Consider the following 20728-nt stretch of genomic DNA (forward strand, 5'->3'; position numbering starts at 1 on the left):
CATGATGCCATCACGCGGCGAAGTCGACACCCGCGAGCGGCACACCCCGGTACGCGGCGAGGCGCTCGGCCTCCGCGACCACCGCGTCGCGGGTGCTGCCGGTGAGCCTTCGCCACGGCTGGACGGCGACGGTGAACGACCGGCCGGACTTGCGGGGCCGCCACGTGCCGGCCAGCTCCCCGTCGGCCAGCACGGCGCCAGGGCGGCCCAGCACCGGCCACAACTCCTTGGCGCGGGCCGCGTCCGGCACGAGCGTCGCCCGGTCCTTCGCCTGGAGGAACAGGTCGAACGGGCCGAGCAGGCGGGTCGTCGTGGCGTCCGCCGACGCCAGCGCCGCCTCGTCGGCGGCGAGCAGCCAGCGCGTCTCACCGTCGACGCTCACCTCGACCGCGTCGCCCGGCCAGCGGGCCTTGACCTCCTTGACCGGGGCGTCGAGGTAGTCGGCGACGTGCTTCGGGGTGGCCGGGCCGAGCAGCCGCAGGTAGGCGCGGATGAGCTCGAACCGGTCGCCGGGCGCGGCGGCCGGATGGAACCCGCGGATGCGTTCCAGGACCGGCGGTGACGTGTCGAGGCGCAGCTCCAGCCCGGCGCGTACGGCGGCGAGCCGGAACGGCATCTCGTAGAGGTGGATCGCGTCGCACGGCCGGCAGTGCCGCAGGTAGGGCTCGGGCATCACCTCGGCGAGCCGCCCGGAGACCTCGCCCTTGACCGTCGGCGTGCGGACGATCTCCCGCATCCGGGCGGCCACCTCGTCGAGCGCGGCGACGATGCCGATGCCGGCGGCCTTCAACGGTTTCGCCGCGTCGTAGATGCGCTTGCCCGCGTCGGCGTCGGAGAACGGCTCGACCGCGACGGCCACCGCGCCCACGTCGGCGCGGCGGTAGAGGTGTGGGGCGCCGCGTACGGTCCAGAGCATGACCACGTCGTCACCGGTCAGCGAGGTCACGTCGACCCCGCGCGTCGCCAGCGCCCAGCGGCCGCCGTCGGGGCCGGTGTCCTGCACGCCGATGTCGAGCACGGCGGTGTCGGCGAGCGAGCCCTGCGCCCGGTCGAGCTGCTGGGCGCGCACGCGGAAGGCCAGCACCTGACGTCTGTCGACCATCGCCACAGCGTAGGCGCCGGCACCGACACGTCCGGCCGTCGGTGGAACGCGGTGGGTGTCTCCGGCCCCGTTTGACACCCATGGCGTTCCACTCGCCGTCCGCGGGCCCTGGGGGACTGCGTCAGCGGGCGGCGAGCAGCCGTTCGCGGACCTCGCGGCGCAGGATCTTGCCGATCTGGGAGTACGGCAGCTCGTCGACGATCACGACCCGGCGCGGCACCTTGTAGCCGGCCAGGTGGGTGCGGCACGAGGTCCGGATCGCCTCCGGCGTGGCGGCCACCGCCGGGTCGACCACCACCGCGGCGACGACCTCCTCGCCGTCGGCGGTGGGCAGGCCCACGGCGGCGGCCTCGCGTACGCCGGGGACGCGGCGCAGCGCCTCCTCCACCTCGGACGGGTAGACGTTGAAGCCGCCGGTGATGATCAGCTCCTTGATCCGGTCGACCACCGTGATGAAGCCGTCGGCGTCCATGGTGACGATGTCGCCGGTGCGCATCCAGCCGCCGGGCAGCAGCACCTTCGCCGTCTCCTCCGGCCGGTGCCAGTAGCCGGAGAACACCTGCGGGCCGCGGACCAGCAGCTCACCGGCCTCGCCCGGGGTGCGGTCGCGGCTCGGGTCCTCCGGGTCGACGATACGCACGTCGGTGGAGGGAAACGGCACGCCGACGGTGCCGGGCCGGCGGGTCGGCGCGACCGGGTTGCCGACCGTGATCGGGGACGTCTCGGTCATCCCGTACCCCTCGACCAGCAGGCCGCCGGTCACCTGCTCCCACAGCTCCACGGTGGCCGGTGGCAGCGACATCGCGCCGGAGATCGCGTACCGGATGGAGGTGAGGTCGACGGCGCGTTCGCGGGCGGCGGTGGCGAGCTTCGCGTAGACCGGCGGCACCGCGGGCAGGAACGTCGGCGGGCGGCGGCGGACCGCGTCGAGCACCTGGTCGGCGTCGAAGCGGGGGAACAGCACCAGCGTGGCGCCGATGCTGACGGCGAAGGTGAGGCAGAGCGTCAGCCCGTAGGCGTGGAACAGCGGCAGCACCGCGTACACGGTCTCCTCGCCGTCGCGCAGGCCGGGCACCCAGGCCCGGCCCTGCGCGGCGTTGGCGCGCAGGTTGCGGTGGGTCAGCACCGCGCCCTTGGGCTCGCCGGTGGTGCCGCCGGTGTACTGGAGCAACGCCACGTCGCCGGCCTCCGGCGCGGGATGCCCGGCGGGCAGCGGCCCGGCCGCGGCGACCAGGTCCGACCAGGCCAGGGCGCCGGGCGCGGGGGCGGTCATCGCGGCGCGGGCGGCGCGGACCTTCGGCAGCGGCGCCCGCAGCGCCCACCGCTTGAGCCGCGGCAGCGCCGCGGTCAGGTCGACCGCCACCACGGTACGCACGGCGCCGCGTCCCGCCACCAGCGGCGCGACCTTGTCCCACACGATCGCGACGCCTGCGCCGTGGTCGGTGAGCTGCCGGTCCAGCTCGTCGGCGGTGTAGAGCGGATTGTGCTCGACCACGACCGCGCCGAGCCGCAGCACGGCGTAGAAGGCGACCACGTGCTGCGGGCAGTTCGGCAGCACCAGCGCCACCCGGTCGCCCGGGCCGACGCCGAGGCGGCGCAGCGCCTCGGCGGCGCGGGACACCTGGTCGGCCAGCTCGGTGAACGTGGTGGTGGCGCCGTAGAAGTCGAGCGCGACCCGGGGCCCGAACCGCCCGGCCGCCTCGGTGAGCAGGTCGACGAGCGAGCCGTCCGGCTCGGCGATCTCGGCCGGTACCCCCGGCGCGTAGCTACGGGTCCAGGGTCGCTGGGCGGTCGCGTCCATCGCCGTTACTCCTCGTCGCGCGGATGACGACCCCAGCCTAACGTGACCGGGCGGTAACCTACGCTAACGTAGGTTGCCGGGTAGGTCACACCTGCGCAGGTCAGTGCCGGCGTGTCGAATGCTGGTGCACCACCCGCCGGCCCTTCACGATGCCGACGATGATCACCGCGGCGAGCGCGATCACGCCGATGATGACGAGCCAGCGGACCGCCTCCAGCAGCAGCCCGAGCAGGATGATCACACCGGCGACCACGCCGACCACCCAGAGCAACGCACGCATGTCCCAGCCTCCCGTCGTACGGTCGGCCGCCCGCTTTCCCACTGGCCCTACGGCCATGCGTGGCCCGGTGGATCAGTGCCGGGCCACGTACACGGTGTTCGCCGCCTCCCGGCCCTGCAACGGGTTCGGGAACCGGACGACGTGCGCCACCGAGGTCGGGAACACAGCGGTGAGAGTGCGCTGGAACTCCGGGTCCGGCGGGTCGTTCGACCAGAGCGCGAAGACCCCGTCCGGGTGCAGCAGCGCGGCCAGCCGGCGCAGCCCGTCGACCGTGTAGAACGCGGCGTGGCTCGGGTGCAGCACCTGACGGGGGGAGTGGTCCACGTCCAGCAGCACCGCGTGGAAGCGGCGGCCCGGCTCGTCCGGGTCGAAACCGCCGTCGGCGACCGCGGCGAAGAAATCCGCCCGGACGAACCGGGTACGCGGATCGGTGGCCAGCCCGGCGGTGAACGGCAGCAGGTCCCGGCGGTGCCAGTCGATCACGTCCTCGATCGCCTCGACCACGAGCAGCGAACGCACCCGGGGATCCTCCAGCGCGGTCCGTGCCGTGTAGCCGAGGCCGAGCCCGCCGACCACCACGTCCAGCTCCGTGCCGGTCAGCGCGGCCAGTCCGAGCCGGGCCAGCTCGATCTCCGCCACCGGGAAGGCGCTGGACATGAGGTACTCGTCATCGAGCTTCACCTCGTACACCTCGGCGCCCAGCGCCGGGTCGCGCCGCCGCCGCAGGCTGATCTCGCCGATCGGCGTCTCCCGCCAGGCCAGTTCCTCGAAGCGCGCGCCCACCCGGTGTCCTCTCCGCCGATCCGTCCCCGGATGCTACCGGCCGGTGCCGGCCCGGCCCGGCGAAACCACGGCGCGTGGCGCTCAGTCGGCGGGGCGGGTGGCCACCACGACCGTGTCCAGCGCGTCCACGGCGCCGCCGTCGCTCGTCGGGACCGGCCGGCGGGTGGTCTCGGCGCGCTGGACCCGCAGCCCGGCCAGCCCGTCGACCACCGCCTCGGGCGTGAGCAGCACGGCGGGGTCCTGCGGGCCGCCGGTGCCACCGGTGAGGTTGGCCAGGTCGTGCCCGACCACCACGAGCGTGCCGCCGGGGCGCAGCGCGGACTTCGCCGCGGCGAGCACGCCGGCGAACTCGGCGGCGGGCAGGTGCAGGTAGCTGATCAGCACCAGGTCGTAACTGTTCGGCACCGGCCGGTACGCGGTCACGTCCGCTACCCGCCAGTCGACGGTCACGCCCCGCGCGGCGGCCATCTGCCGCCCCCGCTCGACGGCCACGGTGGAGAAGTCCACCGCGTTGACCCGCCAGCCCTGACCGGCCAGCCAGACCGCGTTGCGTCCCTCGCCGGCCGCGATGTCCAGCGCCGACCCGGGAGTCAGCCCGGCGACCGACTCGACCACGAAACGGTTGGGCTCAGCGCTCCACACCAGCCCGGGCGTGTCGGCGTACCGGCTGTCCCAGGCGCTGCTGTCCACTGTGTCCCCTTCCTCGGCGGCCCCACACCGCCATGGTGACCGTACCGGCCACGGCAACCGCTCCCACGGCGAGTCCCCAGACCGGCGGCAGCTGCTGGGCGAGCACGAACACGCCCATCACCACGACGAACCAGCCGAACCCGCGGCGCAGCAGATCGGCCGGGATCCGCCCGGCGAGCCGGCCACCGAGCAGGCTGACCCAGCCCGCGGCGACCGTGACCGCGCCGGCCAGCCCCCAGTGGATCTGCACGCCGGACAGGTAGCCGGCCAGGCCGGCGAACGACTTCATCGCGATGACGACGAGCGAGGTGCCGACCGCCACCGGCATCGGCAACCCACCCAGCAGGGCCAGAGCCGGTACGACCAGGAAGCCGCCGCCCGCGCCGACCAGACCGGTGACCAGGCCGACGACCACGCCGTCCCCGACCACCCGCAGCATCGGCAGCTCGTGCGGCTTCGACCGGCCCTCGGCGGCCCGGCGGCCCCGGAGCATCGCGACCGCGGTGGCCAGCATCATCAGCGCGAACCCGGTGAGCAGGACGCTCGCCGGGACGAACTCGGCCAGCCGGCCGCCCGCGTACGCGCCGGTCATGCCGGCCACGCCGAAGATGAGCCCGGTGCGCCAGCGGACCCGGTTCGCGCGGGCGTGCGGCAGCACGCCCACCGCGCTGGTCACGCCGACGACGAGCAGCGAGGTGGCGATGGCCTCCTTCGCGGGCAGGTCGGCGACGTAGACCAGCAGCGGCACGGCGAGGATCGAACCGCCGCCGCCGAGCAGACCCAGCGTCACGCCGATCAGCACCGCGCCGGCCAGCGTCAGCGCGAGGGTGGTCACCTGCGGCTCCCGTCGCGCAGCTGCCCCACGATCGTGTCCAGGTCGCAGCTCGCGCCCCGGTTGTACGGCAGCTTGCTCAGCAGCATGCCCATGGCGCAGGTGTTTGTGAGCGCGGCGAACGTGAGGCCCGCGCCGATGAACGCGGCGACCCACTTCAGGCCCGGCACGAACACCGACCCGAGGATCGCGGCGAGCACGATCGAGCCGGCGACGAGACGTACCTGGCGCTCCAGGTCCCAGCGGGCCCGGCCCTGGTTGACCGGCGCGTTCGTGGCCTGCCAGGCCAGCATGCCGCCGTCGAGCACCTTGACGTTGGGCAGGCCGACGGTGCCGAGCGCCTGACCGGCCTGGCCGGCCCGGACGCCGGAGCGGCAGATCAGCACCACGTCCTCGTCCAGGTGGCTGCGCAGCTCCGCGCGGTGCTCCCGGAGCAGGTCCAGCGGCACGTTGTACGCGCCGGGGATGTGCGCCGCCTCGAACTCACCGGGCGTGCGCACGTCGAGCATCCGGGGCGTACGGCCGGCGGCGATCAGTTCGCGCAGCGTCGCCGCGTCGATGGTGGTGGGGGTGGTCGTGGTCATGCTCTGTCTCCTTCAGTGGGTGTTTTCGGGCAGGGTCGAGCACCGGCCGGCGCAGGGGCACGCCGGCCGGGCGCTCGGGGAGAGGTCAGGCGCTGGGCGCCATGCGTACGCCGGCCGCCTCGGCCCGGCCGTACGAGTCGTCGATCAGCACCACGTCGCGGCCGGCGTTGGCGAGCAGGGACGCGGCGGCGGTGGCCCGGTAGCCGGAGCCGCAGTGCACCCAGACCGTCCCGGCGGGGATGTCGGCGAGCCGCTTCGGCACGTCCGGCAGCGGCACGTGCACCGCGCCGTCGATGTGCCCGGCCTTCCACTCGCCTGTCATCCGCACGTCGAGGACGACCTGCGGCTCGGGCAGCCCGGCCGGCGTCTTCCCGGCCTGCGCGGCGGCCAGCGCGTCGAAGTCGGCCACGGCCATCTCGCGCAGCTGCGACGGGTCGCCGGTCCACTGCTCGGGCTCGCCGGTGGCCTGGGCGGCCGGGCGGTCGATGCCGATGCGGACCAGCTCCCGCTGGGCGTCGGCGACCTGCTCCGGGGTCTGCGCCAGGAACGTGATCGGCACGCCCCAGTCGATCAGCCAGCCGAGCCATGTCGACATCGGCCCGTCCAGGCCGAGGCTGACCGTGCCGGCCAGGTGCGAGGCCGCGTACGCCTTTCGGTGGCGCAGGTCGACCACCCACTCGCCGGCGGCGATGCGGCGGCGCAGCTCGTCGGCGTCGGCGCGGGCCACCGGCGTGAGGTCCACCGGGGCGGGACCGGCGGCGTTCGCGACGCCCATGTGGGCGTAGTACGCCGGGTAGGCGTCCAGCCCGGCCAGCGTCTCGGTGACGAACTGGTCGGCGGCCAGCCGCAGCACCGGGTTGGCCTGCTTCTCCCGGCCGATCGTCGACTCGGGGGCGTCGGCCTGGCTGGCCGAGCAGAAGCTGCCGAAGCCGTGCGTGGGCCAGACCTGCGCGCCGTCGGGCAGCAGGTCGGCCAGCTTGCGCGCGGAGGCGTGCTGGTGGTGCGCCAGCTCGTGCGCGTACTGCTGGCCCAGCAGGTCGGTGCGGCCGGTGGTGCCGAACAGCAGCGAGCCGCCGGTGAACACGCCGGCCGGCGTCCAGTCGCCGTCGCGCTCGTCGAGCACGTACGACAGGTGGTGGAACGTGTGGCCCGGGGTGCCGAGCACCCGCAGCCGCATGGTGTCCGAGACCGGCACGGTGTCGCCGTCGGAGACCGGCGTGCGGTCGAACTCGACGGTGTCGGCGGCGGCCACGAGGTACTGCGCGCCGGTGATCCGGGCCAGCTCCAGGCCGCCGGAGACGTAGTCGTTGTGGATGTGCGTCTCCACCACGTGGGTGATCCGTACGCCCTTGGCGCCGGCCAGGTAGAGGATGCGGTCGATGTCGCGCTGCGGGTCGACCACGATCGCCACCCGGCCGTCGGAGGCCAGGTAGCTGCGGTCGCCGAGCGAGGAGGTCGCGATGACGGACACGTCGAGAGTCATGTCGTTTCCTCTCATTGCCTATATACCCCGGGGGGTATGTGTGGGACAGTCTGCGGCCCGGGTTCTCCGGGCAGTGGTTTACCCACCCGCGCCGTGGTCACACGGCGCGGGCGGGGCTCAGCCGGTCGGGCGGGCGGGACTCAGTCGGTCGGTCGGGCGCCGTCAGGCCAGGGACAGGAAGAGCTTCTCCAGCTCCTCCTCGGTCATCTCCGGCTCCTCGCCGGCCTGGCCGGCGGCGTCGCAGTAGCGCATGCCGGAAGCGATGATCTTGAAGCCGGCCCGGTCGATGGCCTTGGAGACCGCGGCGAGCTGGGTCAGCGCGGCGCGGCAGTCCTCGCCGTTCTCCATCATCTCGATGACGGCGTTGAGCTGCCCCCGGGCACGCTTCAGCCGGGTCAGCGCCTCGCCGGTCATCTCGGGTCGAAGATTCACGTCCCACCTCCTGCGTTCGAACATACCCCAGGGGGTACCACTGTCGCCACCCCGATCAGACGCCGGCCTGGGCCCGGACCTCGTTCATGTCGAGGTCACGCACGGCCCGGATCAGCTCCTCCAGCCCCGCCGTCGGCAGAGCGCCCGGCTGGGCGAACACCAGCATGCCGTCCCGGAACGCCATGAGCGTCGGGATCGACCGGATCTGGGCGGCCGCCGCGAGGGTGGGCTCCGCCTCGGTGTCGACCTTGCCGAAGGCGATGTCCGGGTGCTGCTCGCTGGCCTTCTCGTAGACCGGCGCGAACGCCCGGCAGGGACCGCACCAGGCGGCCCAGAAGTCGACCAGGACGATGCCGTCCCGGTTGACGGTCTCCGCGAAGTCGGTGGTGGTCAACGCCACGCTGGCCATCAGTACCTCCGTTGATTCGGGTTCTGCATGTGTAACACACCCCCGGGGGTATCCATTCCGGGTGGGGTGGTCCTGGCCGCCTTGATCGACTCCAGCTCGGGGAGGTGGTGGGGTCCGGGCCGGTGAGGGACACGCAGGGTCGCCGGGGCATCGACGGAGCGCTTATCCTGTGCGCCGACCATCCCGGCGGGAAGGGACACGATGGCGTCGCGGCAGGACCAGCTGCACTCGTACCAGTTCACCGTCCAGCGGGCGGTCGCCGCGCTCGTCATGCGGGAGACGGACCCGCCGCAGTCCCCGTTCCGCCGGCTGGCCGGCGCCGGTCTGGCCAGCGTCCTGGTCGCCGCGATCGCGCTCGGCGGCGTCGCCCTCTACGGCCTGTTCACCGGCGGCGGTGACTCGTGGCGCGAGACCGGCGCGGTGATCGTGGAGAAGGAGTCGGGCGCACGGTTCGTCTACCGCGACGAGAAGCTGCACCCGGTGTTGAACTACGCCTCCGCGCTGCTGATCATCGGGGCGGAGCAGCCGAAGACGGTGCTGGTCGGCCGCCGCGCCATCGAGGGGGTGCCGCGCGGTCTGCCGCTGGGCATCGCCGACGCGCCGGACTCGCTGCCCGCGCCGAACCGGCTCGTCCGCGACGCGTGGACGCTCTGCTCCACGGATGAGGGCGAGACCGGGCGCGGCGCGGCCCGGTCGGTGCTGCTGATCGGGCGGCAGGCCACCGGCGGCCGGGCGCTCGGCGACCAGGGGCTGCTGGCACGGCACCCGGACGGCGGCCTGCACCTGCTCTGGCACGACCGGCGCTACCTGCTGCGCGACACCGACCGGGTGCTCGCCGCGCTGGCCGCCACGCGGGAACGGGCGGTGCCGGTCGCGGCGGCGCTGCTCAACACGCTGCCGGCCGGTGCCGACCTGGTCCCGCCACCGGTCGGTGACCTCGGTGAGCCGTCCGAGCGGGTCACCGGCGCGAGCGTGGGTGACGTGTACCTGGTGCGCAACTCCGGTGGCGGGCGGCAGTACGCGGTGGCGCAGCGCGGCGGGCTGGCCGGCATCACCGAGTTGCAGGCGGCGCTGCTGCTGGCCCGCACCGGCCAGGGGGAGCCCGAACCGATCACGCTCGGCCGGTTCGCCGCGCTGCCGAAGCTGCCCGGTCTGGTGCCCGGCGGGCCGACCGCGCCGCCCGCCGTACCGCCCCGGCTGGCCGCCGCCGAGAGCGGTGCGATCTGCGCGCGGGCCGGGGACGACGCCGGCGTACGCGAGATCCGCGTCGGCGTCACCGCGCCGGACCTCGCCGCCGCCACGCGGACGCCCAGCGGCCGGGCCGGGCTCGCCGACGAGGTGGTGGTGGAGCCGGGACGTGGCGCGCTGGTGGAGGCGGTGTCCGCGCCGGGCGCGACCGGCGGCACGGTCTGCGTGGTCACCGACCTGGGGCGGCGGTACGCGCTGACCGGCGCGGACGTGCCGGGCATGCTCGGCTACGCCGGGGTGCGTCCGGCGCGGCTGCCGGCGGGCCTGGTGGACCTCCTGCCGGCGGGCAGCCCGCTCGACCCGGAGGCCGCCCGCACCGTCGCCGCACCCGCCTGAGCCCTGGTCGGCAGGAGAAGGGTCAGTCGGCGGGGCGGCGCAGCACGCTCACCGCGAAGTCGGCGTCGTCGCGCCAGGGGCGCAGGTCCCAGGTGGCGAAACGGTGCTCGGGGCGCAGCCCGGCGGCCACCGCGTCGGCGTCCAGGTCGCCGACCGGGTAGCCGCGGTCGGTGGCGAAACCGACCACCACCAGGCCGTCCGGGCGCACGTGGGCGGCGACGCGGGCCAGCACGTCGCGTTCGGTGCCGGGGGCGACGAAGACCATCACGTTGCCGGCGAGCACGGCGGCGTCGAACGGCTCGGCCTCACCCTGCGCGGCCAGGTCCAGCTCGGCCAGGTCGGCGACCAGGAAGCGGGGGCCGGGGTGGTCGGCGCGGGCCGCCTCGACGAGTGTCGGGTCGGCGTCCACGCCGACGGCGTCGTGCCCGCGTGCGGCGAGCGCGGCGGCGACCCGGCCGGTGCCGCAGCCGGCGTCCAGCACGCGCGCGCCCGGCGGTACGAGCGCGTCCAGCAGCCGCGCCTCACCGGACAGGTCGGCGCCCTCGGCGGCGAGCTGGCGGAAGCGGTCCACGTACCACTGCGAGTGGCCGGGCTTCGTGTCGGTCACCCAGCGGGTCGGCTTGCCCATGAGGCCACCGTAGCTGATCTTGTGGCGGCGGGTCAGGCGAGCGCCAGGAACGTGCCGGCGGCCAGCGGTCCGCCGAGCGCGACGCCGGCCAGCACCTGCGGCCAGGTGTGGTCGACCAGCCGTACCCGGGACCAGCCGACCGCCGCGACGAGCGCCCAGCCGAGGTTCGCCGCCGGCCCGGCCAGCGGCACCAGCACGGCGACGGTGGCGGCGGCGACCGCCGCGTGGATGCTCAGCTTCCACCAGTGGTTCACCAGCGCGCACGCCGCGCCGACCACGAAGACCACCACGATCACGGCGAACAGTTCGGCGGGCGCGCGGACCGCCGCCAGCAGCAGCAACCCGGCCGCGACCGAGGCCAGCCCGATCGACAGCGGCCGGGCCCGCTGGGTGCGGTCGCCGACGTGCCGGTCGGTGAGCCGCCCCCGGCGTACGCCGTGGACGAGCACGCCGATCGGGATGACGGCGCAGAACGTGAGCGCGATGCCGCCCCAGAGCAGGAACTGGCCCGCCGAGCGGCTGACCCGGGCGGCGGCGATCAGCGGCAGCGCGGTGACCAGGACGGTCGGGGCGAGCGCCTCGGTGAGCAGCCGGGCCAGTCGGGTGCCGGCCGGTCGGTCCTCCCGTGATGCTCGCACCCGATCATCCTGGCACGGACGCTCAGCCCTTCTCGGCCCCGCTGGTGAGTCCCTCGGTGAGCATTCGCTCCCCGGCGAAGAACAGCACCACGATCGGCAGCGTGAGGATGACCGAGCCGGCCATCAGCACGGTCTTGGGCACCTCCACGCCGTCGGCGAGCAGCGACAGCCCCAGCGACACGGTCCACCGGTCGGGCCGGTCGACCAGGAACAGCAGCGCGAACAGGTACTCGTTCCAGGCGATCATGAAGTCGTACAGCGCGACGGCCATCACCGACGGCGCGGCGAGCGGCAGGCTGACCCGGCGGATGATGCCGAGCCGGCCGGCGCCGTCGATCGCCGCCGACTCCTCGAGGCTGACCGGGATGGTCTCGAAGTAGTTCTTCAGCATGTAGACCGACACCGGCAGGGTCTGCGAGATGTAGACGAGCACCAGGCCGGTCAGCGACCCGCGCAGCCCGGCCCGGGTGAAGACCACGAACAGCGGGATCGCGATGACTATCGACGGGAACAGGTAGACCGCCAGGAACAGCGCGCTGACCTGGCGTCGGCCGAAGAACCGCAGGCGGGACACCGCGTACGCGCCGGGAATGGCGATCACCAGGGTGAGCGCGGTGGCGGCGAGCGCCACCAGCCCGCTGTTGCGGATGAACGTGAGGAAGCCCTGGCCGCCGTCGGAGACGGATTTCAGCACCTCCGCGTACGTGGCGACGGTCAGCTCGCCGAACGGCACCCAGAGCGAGCCGGGGTCGAGCAGCAGGCGTTCGATCGGGCGTACCGACAGCACCAGCATGTACCAGAACGGCAGCAGCGTGACCACCAGGAACCCGGCGATCACCAGCCGGCGCAGCCAGCGCAGGCTGACCGTCTCGATCCGGTCCCGGTCCATCACGCCTCCCGTCGCGCGCCGAAGAAGCGCAGGTAGATCGCCACGAACACGAGCAGCACCACGGCGAGCACGACGGCCTGGGCGGCGGCCGCGCCGATGTCGGTACGGGCGGTGAGGAACTGGTAGACGCGAACGCTCACCACCTCGGTGCCGGCCGAGCCGCCGGTGAGCAGGTAGACGTCGTCGAACTTGTTGAACGTCATGATGAACCGCAGCACGCCGATCAGCGCGATCACCGGCATGAGCTGCGGCAGCAGGATGTGCCGGAACCGCTGCGTGGGCGTGGCGCCGTCGACCCGGGCAGCCTCCTCCAGTTCCGCCGGGACGGCCTGGAGCCGGGCCAGCAGGAACAGGAACGCGAACGGGAAGTAGCGCCACGCCTCGAACGCGATCACCGTCCACAGCGCGGTGGACTCCTGCGACAGGAACGGCACCGGCTGATCCCAGCCGAGGAAGCGCTTGCCCCAGTCGTTGACGATGCCGAGCTGCGGGTCCAGCATCACCTGCCAGACGAACGTCATGGCGACCACCGGCGCCACGTACGGCAGCAGCATCGACGCGCGGACCAGCGTGCGGCCCCGGAACGGCCCGCGTACGGCCAGCGCCGCCACCAGGCCCACCACTATCGAGCCGGCGGTGCCGCCGACGCTGTAGAGCACTGTGGTCCAGAGCGTGTCGGCGAACCCGGGGGTGTGCAGCACCCGGTCGATGTTGTCCAGTGTCAGCTCGCCGAACAGGCCGGTCTTGCGCAGCGTCGCCAGGCGTACCCGCTGGAAGGCCAGCACCACCGTCCAGACGATGGGTATGCCGATCACCGCGAGCACGACGAGCAGGGTCGGGGCGACCAGCGCGAGCCCGGCGCGGGACTCGCGGCGGCGCAGCGTCAGCGGGCGTCGGCCGGGTCGGCGGGACCGCTCCGGGGTGGGGGAGCGGCCGGCCTCCGGCGCGGTGGTGGTCAATTGACGCCCTTGGCTATCGCCTCGACGTCCTTGCGGGCGCGTTCGGCGGCGGCGCGGGCGTCGGACTTGCCGCCGACGACGTCGGCGAGCGCCTTGGGCACTGGTAGTTCACCCAGGATGGCGCCGACGAGCTTGCCCTGGTTCTCGGTCAGGCCCCAGCGCTGGAAGGTGTCGGGGCTGCGCCGCAGGGTGGCGAGCACGTCCTCGCCGTAGACCTCGGACAGTGGCTTCTTGGTGTCCACGCCGGCCGGGCTGGTGTTCCAGGCGGTGCGGAACTTCTGCTTGTCCTCCGGCGTGCCGGTGCGCACCGGGAAGCGCCCCTCGGGGGACATGCCGAACCAGCGCGGGTAGCCGTCGGAGAGCATGTACTCCACGAACGACTTCGCCGGGTCGGCCGCGCCGTCGAGCACCGACCAGGAGCTGACCTCGCCGTACTGGGCGGGCTCGGTGCCGTTCGGGCCCTTGATCGCGGTGACGAACCCGCTGTTCTTGGCCAGCCACGCCGGGTCGGACTGGCACTGCTGGCAGGTGGGACGGGCGTCGGCGCGCAGCCCGGCCAGCTCGTCGAGGATGAACGGCGACCAGATCAGCATGGCCGCCTTGCCGGCGAAGTAGGTGGCTCGGGTGGTGTCGACGTCCTGGGCGCCCTTGACCGAGTTGTTCCGCATCAGGTCGCCGTAGAAGCGGAACGCCTCGACGCACTCGGGGGAGTCGAGAACGACCTTGCCGGAGTCGTCGGTGAGCCGGCAGTTGTTCGCCAGCGCCAGGTGCTCGAACGTCTGCTGGGTGAACACGTCACCGGGGGCGGTCGCCGCGGTGATGCCGGCGACGCCGCCGGTGTTCAGCTTCGCCGCGGCGGCGGCGATCCTCTCGTACGTGTCGGGCGCCGGCAGGCCGGCGGCGTCGAACAGGTCCTTGCGGTAGACGAGCAGCTGGCCCCACCCGTCGCTCGGTACGGCGAGCTGCGTGCCGCCGTCGCTGGTGAGTTCCAGCGCGCGCGGGGTGAACGTGTCCCGGCCGAGCCGTTCGACGACGGCGCCGTTGGCGTCGGCGTCCACCAGCTCGTTGGCGGACAGCGTGCGCACCCCGGCGAGCGAGACCGAGCCGACCACGTCGGGCAGGTCGCCGGCGGCGGCGCTGGAGGCGATCAGGGACGGGAACTGGTCCTCGTTGACGGTGACGAGGTTGACCTGGACGCCGGTCCTGGCGGTGTAGTCGGCGATGATCGCCTTGGTGGCGGCGACCCGGTCCGCCACGTCTTCCAGGCTCCAGACGGTGATCCGGGAACTGTCGGATTTCTGCCCGTCGTCGCTGCATGCGGCCACGCCGGTCCCGGCCAGTGCCAGGATCAGGCTGATTGCGAGCCGCCGTGTGGAGGGTGATGACATCGGTGGCACTCCTCTCGAAAGAGTACGGCCTGCCGCTAATACCCATCGATTCGTCAATGTAATCACATATGCCCATTTTTTGGGTTAGAATCGAGGCCGGCACTTTCTTCGGAGCGACGCCATGAGCAACTGGGTTGTCTCTCTGGCCGGGCCCCGGCACGTACGCCTGGAGCCCTGCCCCGCGGACCGGCTCGGTCCGGGCCAGGTCCGCGTCCGCACCCACTACTCGGGCATCTCCGCCGGCACCGAGCTGACGCTCTACCGGGGCAGCAACCCGCGACTGCGCAAGGACTGGGACGCCGGCGCCCGCATGTTCGTGCCCCGCCAGGCCGGGTCCGCGTACCCGGTGGTGGGTTTCGGTTACGAGGAGGTCGGCGAGATCGTCGAGGTCGCTCCCGACGTCGCCGGGCGGCGGCCCGGCCAGCTCGTCTGGGGCATCTGGGGGCACCGCGCCGAAGCGGTGCTGTCCGCCGCGGCGGCGCATCCGCTGCCGCCCGGCATCGACCCGCTCGCCGCCGTCTTCGCCCGCCCCGGCGCCATCGCGCTGACCGCGGTGCTCGCCGGTGACCTGCACCTGGGCGACTGGGTGGGCGTCTTCGGGCAGGGCGTGATCGGGCTGCTCGGCACGCGCCTCGCGGTGCTCTCCGGCGCCCGCGTGGTAGCCGTCGACCGGATGCCCGGGCGGCTCGCGCACGCCACCGGGCTCGGCGCCCGCCGGACGGTCGACGCCGCCGCCGAGTCGCCCGCCGCCGCGCTGCGCGCCGAGAGCGGCGGCCGGGGCGCCGACGTGTGCCTGGAGCTGTCCGGGTCGTACCCGGCGCTGCACGAGGCGATCCGGGCCACCGCCCACGCCGGCCGCGTCGTCGCGGCCGGCTTCTACCAGGGGTACGCCCACGGGCTGGAACTCGGCGAGGAGTTCCACCACAACCGGATCCAGCTGGTGGCCGCCCAGGTCTCCGGGCCGGACCCGGCGCCCGGCACGGCCGGCCGGTGGTCCGGGACCCGGATCGCGGACACGTTCATGGACCTGGTGGCCGAGGGCAGCGTCGACCCGCTGCCGCTGGTGAGCCACGTCGTCGACGCGGGCGCGGTGGCCGACGCCCTGGCGTTGCTCGACCACGGTGACGGTGACGTCCTCCAAGTGGTGCTGAGGTTCTGATGGACATTCCGCTCGCCTGCCAGGAGCAGCTGCTCCCCGGCGCCGACCTGATCGGGAAGTACGCCCTCGCCGTCTCCCTCGGCTACCAGGGCATCGAGCTGCGCGGCCGGGGTGACCTCGCGCTGGCCGGGCGGCTGCCGGAGCTGCGCCGCGCCCGCGCCGCCGGCGTGGTCATGCCGACCGTCTGCGTCGAGATGGACCACTTCGTCGGCGACTTCGACCCGGGCCGCTCCCGCGACGCGGTGGACAACCTTCGCTCGCAGCTCTCGGTGATCGCCGAGCTGGGCGGCGTCGGCGCGATGACCCCGGCCGCGTGGGGCATGTTCTCCCGCCGGCTGCCCCCGTTCGAACCACCACGCTCGGCCGACGACGACCGGCGGGTGCTCGTCGACGCCCTGGGCGAGCTGGCCCGCCTCGCCCGCGCCGAGGGGGTCACCGTGTTCCTGGAACCGCTCAACCGGTACGAGGACCACATGGTCAACCGGCTCGACCAGGCCGTCGAGCTGTGCCGCGCGGTCGGCTCACCGGCGCTGCGGGTGGCCGCCGACACGTACCACATGAACATCGAGGAGGACGACCCGCACGCCGCGCTGCGCGCCGCCGCGCCGTACCTCGGGCACGTGCAGGTCAGCGACTCCAACCGGCACCAGCCCGGCGCGGGGCACCTCGACTGGGCGGCGCTGCTGGCCACGCTGGACGCGATCGGCTACACCGGCTGGCTCGCGCTGGAGTGCCGGCTGCGCGGCGAGCCGGTCGCCGCGCTGCGCCAGGCCGCCACCGCGCTGGCCCAGGCCCGTCCCCGGCGGGCCGCCGCATGACGCTGACCACCGGGGTACGCGCCGACGCCGACCGTCACGCCCGGCTGCGCCGCTTCGCGCTGGCCACCCTGGACGCCAACTGGGAACACGACCACACGGTGCCCTCCCGCACGCTCTACCCGCACCAGTGGAGCTGGGACTCGGCGTTCATCGCGATCGGCCTGGCCCACGTCCGTCCCGACCGGGCCTGGCGGGAGCTGCGGACGCTGTTCGCCGCGCAGTGGATCGACGGGCGGGTGCCGCACATCGTGTTCAACCCCGCCTCCCGTGCCGGGCCGTACTTCCCCGGGCCCCAGTTCTGGGACTCGGCCCGCGCCGACGGCGCCCCGGCCCGCGCCACCTCCGGCATCGTCCAGCCGCCGGTGCACGCCCCGGCCGCCTGGCTGGTGCACCGCCGCGCCTCCTCCGAGGCGTCGGTGGCCGCGCTGCGCCGGCTCTACCCGAGGCTCGTCGCGCAGCAGCGCTACCTGACCGGGCGGCGCGACGCGGGCGGCGGCGGGCTGGCCGCGATCGTGCACCCGTGGGAGTCCGGACTGGACAACAGCCCGGCCTGGGACGCGCCGCTGGCCGGGGTGCCCGCCGACGAGGCGGTGATGCGCGCGTACCGCCGGCACGACACCGCGCACGCCGACGCGGCGCAGCGCCGCACCGACCTGGACTACGCGCGCTACGTCGCGCTGGTGGAGTCGTACCGGGCCGGCCGCTACCGGGACGAGGGGCTGCTCGGGCGGCACCCGTTCCTGGTGGAGTGCCCGCTGGTGAACGCCGCGCTCGGCGTCTCCGAGTACGCCCTCGCGCGCATCGCCTCGGTGATCGGCGCCGACCCGGGGCCGCACCGGGACCGGGGGGCCCGGATCACCGAGGCGATCGTCACCCGGCTCTGGGACCCGGTCACCGGCACGTTCCGTCCCCGCGACGTGCGCGCCGACCGCCTCGTGCCGGCCCGTACCGTGCTCGGGCTGATGCCGCTGGCGCTGCCCGAGCTGCCCGCCGCGCAGGTGTCGGCGGTGCTGGCCGAGGCGTGCTCGCCGCGTTTCGGGCTGGCCGCCCGGATGGACCGGCCGCTGCCCACGTACGACCGCACCGCCCCGGACTTCGAGCCGCTGCGCTACTGGCGCGGGCCGAGCTGGATCAACACGGGCTGGCTGCTCTGGCAGGGTCTGCGTACCCACCGCCGGGCCGACCTGGCCGCCGGGCTGCGCGAGTCGCTGCTCGACCTGGTCGACCGGGCCGGCTGCCACGAGTACTTCCACCCGGACACCGGCGCCGGACTGGGCTCACCGGCGTTCAGCTGGACCGCCGCGCTGGTGCTGGACGCGCTCGCCCAGGAGTGACACCGGTGGACGCCGGGTGGACCGACGCGGGCCGGCCAGGCTCAGGCGACGCCGATGCGCAGGGCCGCCATCGGGGCGTCGTCGATCGCGTAGCCGAGCGCGTCGACCACCTCGACCACGCCGCTGACCTGCCGGGCCAGCCGCACCGCGAGCTGCGCCGTGGAACGTCGCTCCACCTGCCCGGTCAGCGTCACCACGCCCCGCTGCACCGTCACGTCGACCACGCCGTCGCGGACGCCGAGGCTGCGCCACAGCACCTCCTCGACCACGTCGCGCCGGATGCCGGCGTCCGGGCGCAGGTGCACCTTGAGCAGGTCACCGCGGGTGACGATGCCGACCAGGCGGCCGAGGTCGTCGACCACCGGCAGCCGCTTCACGCCGCGCGCGTCCATCAGCCGGGCCGCCTCCACGATCGTCGCGTCCGGCGGGACGGTGACCGGCGGAGCGGTCATCAGGTCCGCGGCGAGCGTCGCACCGGCCTTCGCGTGCGCCTCGCGGCGGTGCCGGTCGGGCAGGATCCGCCGCTCCCGGGGCTGCCCCAGCAGCTCCACCTTGTACATCAGGTCCGCCTCGGACACCACGCCGAGCACCCGCCGGGTCTCGTCCACCACCGGCGCCGCCGTGACGTGCCGGTCGGTCAGCACGTCAACGATCTCCCGGTACGCCGTGCCCTCCCGTACCGACGCCACGTCCCTGGTCATCACGTCCTGCACCTGCCACGTACGCATGGCGAACCTCCCTGTGTCCGCCCCCGACGCTAGGCCGCGGCGACGGGGGAGGAGCAGGGGCGCAATGACCAGGTCAGGGGGCCGGAGGTCCCGAATCACCCAGCCGCTGCCGGCTCGGCGACCTCGTCCAGGGGCGGCTCGGCGGTCAGCAGGGCGGCCGGCGCGGTCTCGACCGCCACCCGGCAGTCGTGGAACGTCGGCGCCTCGCCCAGGTCGGTGTCGCGGACGCCGGTGACCGCGTTGACGGTGGAACGCCCCGGGCTGCGCCGCGCCCAGTACGCCTTGTACGTGAACGCGCACCCCGGCCGGGTCGCCTCGTCCACCGCCACCGAGGCGAGGAACGCGCCCCGGTCGTTGTGCACGCGTACCGCGTCGCCGTCGGCGAGCCCGTGCGCCGCCGCGTCGGCCGGGTGGAGGTGCAGCCGCGGCGGCCCGGCCCGGCGGGTGTGCCAGGGCAGCGACGCGAACGTGGAGTTCATCAGGTAGCGGTTGGCCGGGGTGAGCAGCGTCAGCGGGAACCGGCGGGCCAGTTCCGGGTCGGCCGCCTCGGCCGGTGGCGTGTACCCGGGCAGCGGGTCCACCCCGAGCGCGGCGAGCGCCGGGTCGTGCAGCCGGGCCCGCCCGTCCGGGGTGGGGAAACCACCAGCGGCGTACCGCCGGGACCCGACCGGCACGCCGGTGAGCCGGGCGTACGTGCGTTCGCGCAGCTCCTCGTACGTGATCGGCGCGTCGGCCAGCAACTGCCGGGCCAGGTCCTCGTCGCTGTCCGAGAACGCCGGGTGGTCGATCCCGAGCGCGGCGGCGATCCGCCGGAAGATCTCGGTGTTCGGCAGCGCCTCGCCCGGCGCGCGGGTGACCGGCAGGTTCAACGTCGTGTAGTGGTGCCCGTAGGACGTCTGCAGGTCCAGGTGCTCGGGCTGCATGGTCGCCGGGAGCACCACGTCGGCGTAGTCGCAGGTGTCGGTCCAGCGCTGCTCCAGCACCACTGTGAACAGGTCGGCGCGGCCCAGCCCGGTGAGCAGCCGGGCCTGGTCCGGCGCGGTCGCCGCCGGGTTGGCGTTGAACACCACGAGCGAGGTGACAGGCGGGTCGGCCTCCCCGGTGAGCACGGTGGCCAGCCGGCTCATGTTCAACGTCCGGGCCGGTGGGGCCGGCATGCCGGCCGGCCGGATCACCGGACCGTTGTCGACCCGGTGGTGGCCGCTGGTGGTCACCAGCGCCCCGCCGCCGGGGTACCGGAAGTCGCCGGTGACCAGCGGCAACGCGCAGATGGCCCGGATCGCCTGCCCGGCGCCGTGGTGCCGTTGCAGGCCCAGCCCGACGCGGATCGCGGTGGGCCGGGTGGTGGCGATCCGCTCGCCGAGGCGGCGTACCACCTCGGGCGGCAGGCCGCACTCGGCGGCGGCCCGCTCCACCGGCCAGTCGTCGAGCCGGGCGGCCAGTTCCGGCCAGCCGGTGGTGTGCGCGGCCAGCCACGCCTCGTCGGCCGCCCCGGCGTCGCGGACGTGGCGCATCAGCCCGAGCGCGAGCGCCGCGTCGGTGCCGGGTAGCGGCGCGACGTGCTCGTCGCTGCGGGCCGCCGTGTCGGTGCGCAGCGGGTCGATCGTCACCACGTACGCGCCGCGCTCGCGGGCCTGCTGCACGAACGGCCACAGGTGCAGGTTGGTCACCAGCGGGTTGGCGCCCCAGAGGACGATCAGCTCCGCCTCGACGATCGACTCCGGTTCGAAGCCGACCGAGGCGCCGTACAGAGAGCGCAGCGCCGCCCGCGCCGCCGCCGTGCAGATGGTGGTGTCCAGCCGGGACGCGCCCAGGTGGGCGAAGAGCCGGGGTCCCATGGTCCAGCCCTGAACCAGGCCCATCGTGCCGGCGAAGTAGTAGGGCAGCACCGACTCCGGGCCGTGGAGTTCGATGCTCGCGCGCAGTCCGGCGGCCACCCGGTCGACTGCCTCGTCCCAGCTCGCCGGCCGGTACGCGACCCGTCCCGCGCCCTTCGGGCCGGTGCGGACCCAGGGCGTGGTGAGCCGGTCCGGCCCGTTCACCGCGTCCAGGTAGCGGTTCACCTTGCCGCAGAGCGCGCCCCTGGTGAACGGGTGGTCACGGTCGCCGCGCAGCCCGACCGCGACGCCGTCGGAGACGGTGAGCTGCCAGACGCAGGTGTCGGGGCAGTCCAGCGGGCAGGCGGTGGAGCGGGTGCTGACGGGGGC

At 74.2% G+C, this 20728-nt stretch carries 21 protein-coding genes; 4 read left to right on the forward strand and 17 right to left on the reverse strand.

Going from position 1 to position 20728, the window contains the following annotated elements; all coding sequences use genetic code 11:
- Nucleotides 1-10 precede the first annotated feature (10 nt).
- The 10 genes from BAW75_RS17045 to trxA form a co-directional block, all read right to left on the reverse strand.
- Nucleotides 11-1102, reverse strand: a complete 1092-nt coding sequence (locus tag BAW75_RS17045) for a winged helix DNA-binding domain-containing protein (RefSeq protein WP_104114233.1) — start codon at nt 1100-1102, stop codon at nt 11-13.
- A 121-nt stretch (nt 1103-1223) separates the two neighbouring features.
- Entirely contained in the window at nt 1224-2903 is a 1680-nt protein-coding gene (locus BAW75_RS17050; protein WP_104114214.1) for a long-chain-fatty-acid--CoA ligase, read from the reverse strand.
- A gap of 100 nt (nt 2904-3003) precedes the next feature.
- Nucleotides 3004-3183 (reverse strand): hypothetical protein, encoded by a 180-nt coding sequence (locus BAW75_RS17055; protein ID WP_043324665.1) that lies wholly within the window; start codon nt 3181-3183, stop codon nt 3004-3006.
- Between the two features lie 72 nt (nt 3184-3255).
- Nucleotides 3256-3966 (reverse strand): polyamine aminopropyltransferase, encoded by a 711-nt coding sequence (locus tag BAW75_RS17060; protein ID WP_043324664.1) that lies wholly within the window; start codon nt 3964-3966, stop codon nt 3256-3258.
- An 81-nt stretch (nt 3967-4047) separates the two neighbouring features.
- Nucleotides 4048-4656: a class I SAM-dependent methyltransferase gene (locus BAW75_RS17065; protein ID WP_104114215.1), complete on the reverse strand. Its 609-nt coding sequence runs from the start codon at nt 4654-4656 to the stop codon at nt 4048-4050.
- Nucleotides 4595-5491, reverse strand: a complete 897-nt coding sequence (locus BAW75_RS17070) for a sulfite exporter TauE/SafE family protein (protein WP_104114216.1) — start codon at nt 5489-5491, stop codon at nt 4595-4597. The genes BAW75_RS17065 and BAW75_RS17070 overlap by 62 nt, the downstream gene beginning before the upstream one ends.
- Complete coding sequence (locus tag BAW75_RS17075) at nt 5488-6072, reverse strand: rhodanese-like domain-containing protein (RefSeq protein ID WP_064446201.1); 585 nt, start codon at nt 6070-6072, stop codon at nt 5488-5490. The genes BAW75_RS17070 and BAW75_RS17075 overlap by 4 nt, the downstream gene beginning before the upstream one ends.
- An 85-nt stretch (nt 6073-6157) precedes the next feature.
- Nucleotides 6158-7555, reverse strand: coding sequence for an MBL fold metallo-hydrolase (locus BAW75_RS17080; RefSeq protein ID WP_043324660.1), 1398 nt, complete (start codon nt 7553-7555; stop codon nt 6158-6160).
- 162 nt (nt 7556-7717) lie between these two features.
- Complete coding sequence (locus BAW75_RS17085; RefSeq protein ID WP_104114217.1) at nt 7718-7987, reverse strand: metal-sensitive transcriptional regulator; 270 nt, start codon at nt 7985-7987, stop codon at nt 7718-7720.
- Between the two features lie 55 nt (nt 7988-8042).
- The gene (gene trxA / locus BAW75_RS17090) at nt 8043-8396 is read right to left on the reverse strand and encodes a thioredoxin (RefSeq protein ID WP_069088184.1); all 354 of its coding nucleotides are present in this window, start codon (nt 8394-8396) and stop codon (nt 8043-8045) included.
- 201 nt (nt 8397-8597) lie between these two features.
- On the opposite strand from trxA, the gene eccB reads away from it, so the two are divergent.
- Entirely contained in the window at nt 8598-9980 is a 1383-nt protein-coding gene (gene eccB / locus BAW75_RS17095; RefSeq protein ID WP_069088185.1) for a type VII secretion protein EccB, read from the forward strand.
- A 22-nt stretch (nt 9981-10002) separates the two neighbouring features.
- On the opposite strand, the gene BAW75_RS17100 is transcribed toward eccB, so the two are convergent.
- Genes BAW75_RS17100 through BAW75_RS17120 form a run of 5 tightly spaced genes read right to left on the reverse strand, consistent with a single transcriptional unit; the run spans nt 10003 to nt 14482 of the window.
- On the reverse strand, nt 10003-10608 hold the full coding sequence (locus tag BAW75_RS17100; RefSeq protein WP_043324656.1) for a class I SAM-dependent methyltransferase: 606 nt from the start codon (nt 10606-10608) through the stop codon (nt 10003-10005).
- Between the two features lie 32 nt (nt 10609-10640).
- A complete protein-coding gene (locus BAW75_RS17105) occupies nt 10641-11246 on the reverse strand; it encodes a phosphatase PAP2 family protein (RefSeq protein WP_069088186.1) in 606 nt (201 codons plus the stop codon).
- 22 nt (nt 11247-11268) lie between these two features.
- Complete coding sequence (locus BAW75_RS17110) at nt 11269-12135, reverse strand: carbohydrate ABC transporter permease (protein WP_043330209.1); 867 nt, start codon at nt 12133-12135, stop codon at nt 11269-11271.
- Nucleotides 12135-13094 carry a carbohydrate ABC transporter permease gene (locus BAW75_RS17115; RefSeq protein ID WP_104114218.1) on the reverse strand — a complete coding sequence of 320 codons (960 nt, stop codon included), beginning with the start codon at nt 13092-13094 and terminating at the stop codon, nt 12135-12137. Before BAW75_RS17115 ends, BAW75_RS17110 begins: the two co-directional genes overlap by 1 nt.
- On the reverse strand, nt 13091-14482 hold the full coding sequence (locus BAW75_RS17120) for an ABC transporter substrate-binding protein (protein ID WP_104114219.1): 1392 nt from the start codon (nt 14480-14482) through the stop codon (nt 13091-13093). Before BAW75_RS17120 ends, BAW75_RS17115 begins: the two co-directional genes overlap by 4 nt.
- A 121-nt stretch (nt 14483-14603) precedes the next feature.
- On the opposite strand from BAW75_RS17120, the gene BAW75_RS17125 reads away from it, so the two are divergent.
- From BAW75_RS17125 to BAW75_RS17135, 3 genes are read left to right on the forward strand one after another with little or no spacing between them, the layout of a single operon-like run.
- On the forward strand, nt 14604-15641 hold the full coding sequence (locus tag BAW75_RS17125; protein ID WP_104114220.1) for a zinc-binding dehydrogenase: 1038 nt from the start codon (nt 14604-14606) through the stop codon (nt 15639-15641).
- Nucleotides 15641-16459 carry a sugar phosphate isomerase/epimerase family protein gene (locus BAW75_RS17130; protein ID WP_104114221.1) on the forward strand — a complete coding sequence of 273 codons (819 nt, stop codon included), beginning with the start codon at nt 15641-15643 and terminating at the stop codon, nt 16457-16459. The genes BAW75_RS17125 and BAW75_RS17130 overlap by 1 nt, the downstream gene beginning before the upstream one ends.
- A complete protein-coding gene (locus BAW75_RS17135) occupies nt 16456-17793 on the forward strand; it encodes an MGH1-like glycoside hydrolase domain-containing protein (protein WP_104114222.1) in 1338 nt (445 codons plus the stop codon). The genes BAW75_RS17130 and BAW75_RS17135 overlap by 4 nt, the downstream gene beginning before the upstream one ends.
- A gap of 41 nt (nt 17794-17834) precedes the next feature.
- Here BAW75_RS17135 and BAW75_RS17140 read toward each other — a convergent pair whose 3' ends face one another.
- On the reverse strand, nt 17835-18521 hold the full coding sequence (locus BAW75_RS17140; RefSeq protein WP_104114223.1) for a CBS domain-containing protein: 687 nt from the start codon (nt 18519-18521) through the stop codon (nt 17835-17837).
- 95 nt (nt 18522-18616) lie between these two features.
- On the reverse strand, nt 18617-20728 hold a 2112-nt coding region (locus BAW75_RS17145), incomplete at its 5' end, for a molybdopterin-containing oxidoreductase family protein (RefSeq protein ID WP_104114224.1).

Source organism: Micromonospora chalcea, assembly GCF_002926165.1.
Lineage (GTDB): Bacteria > Actinomycetota > Actinomycetes > Mycobacteriales > Micromonosporaceae > Micromonospora > Micromonospora chalcea.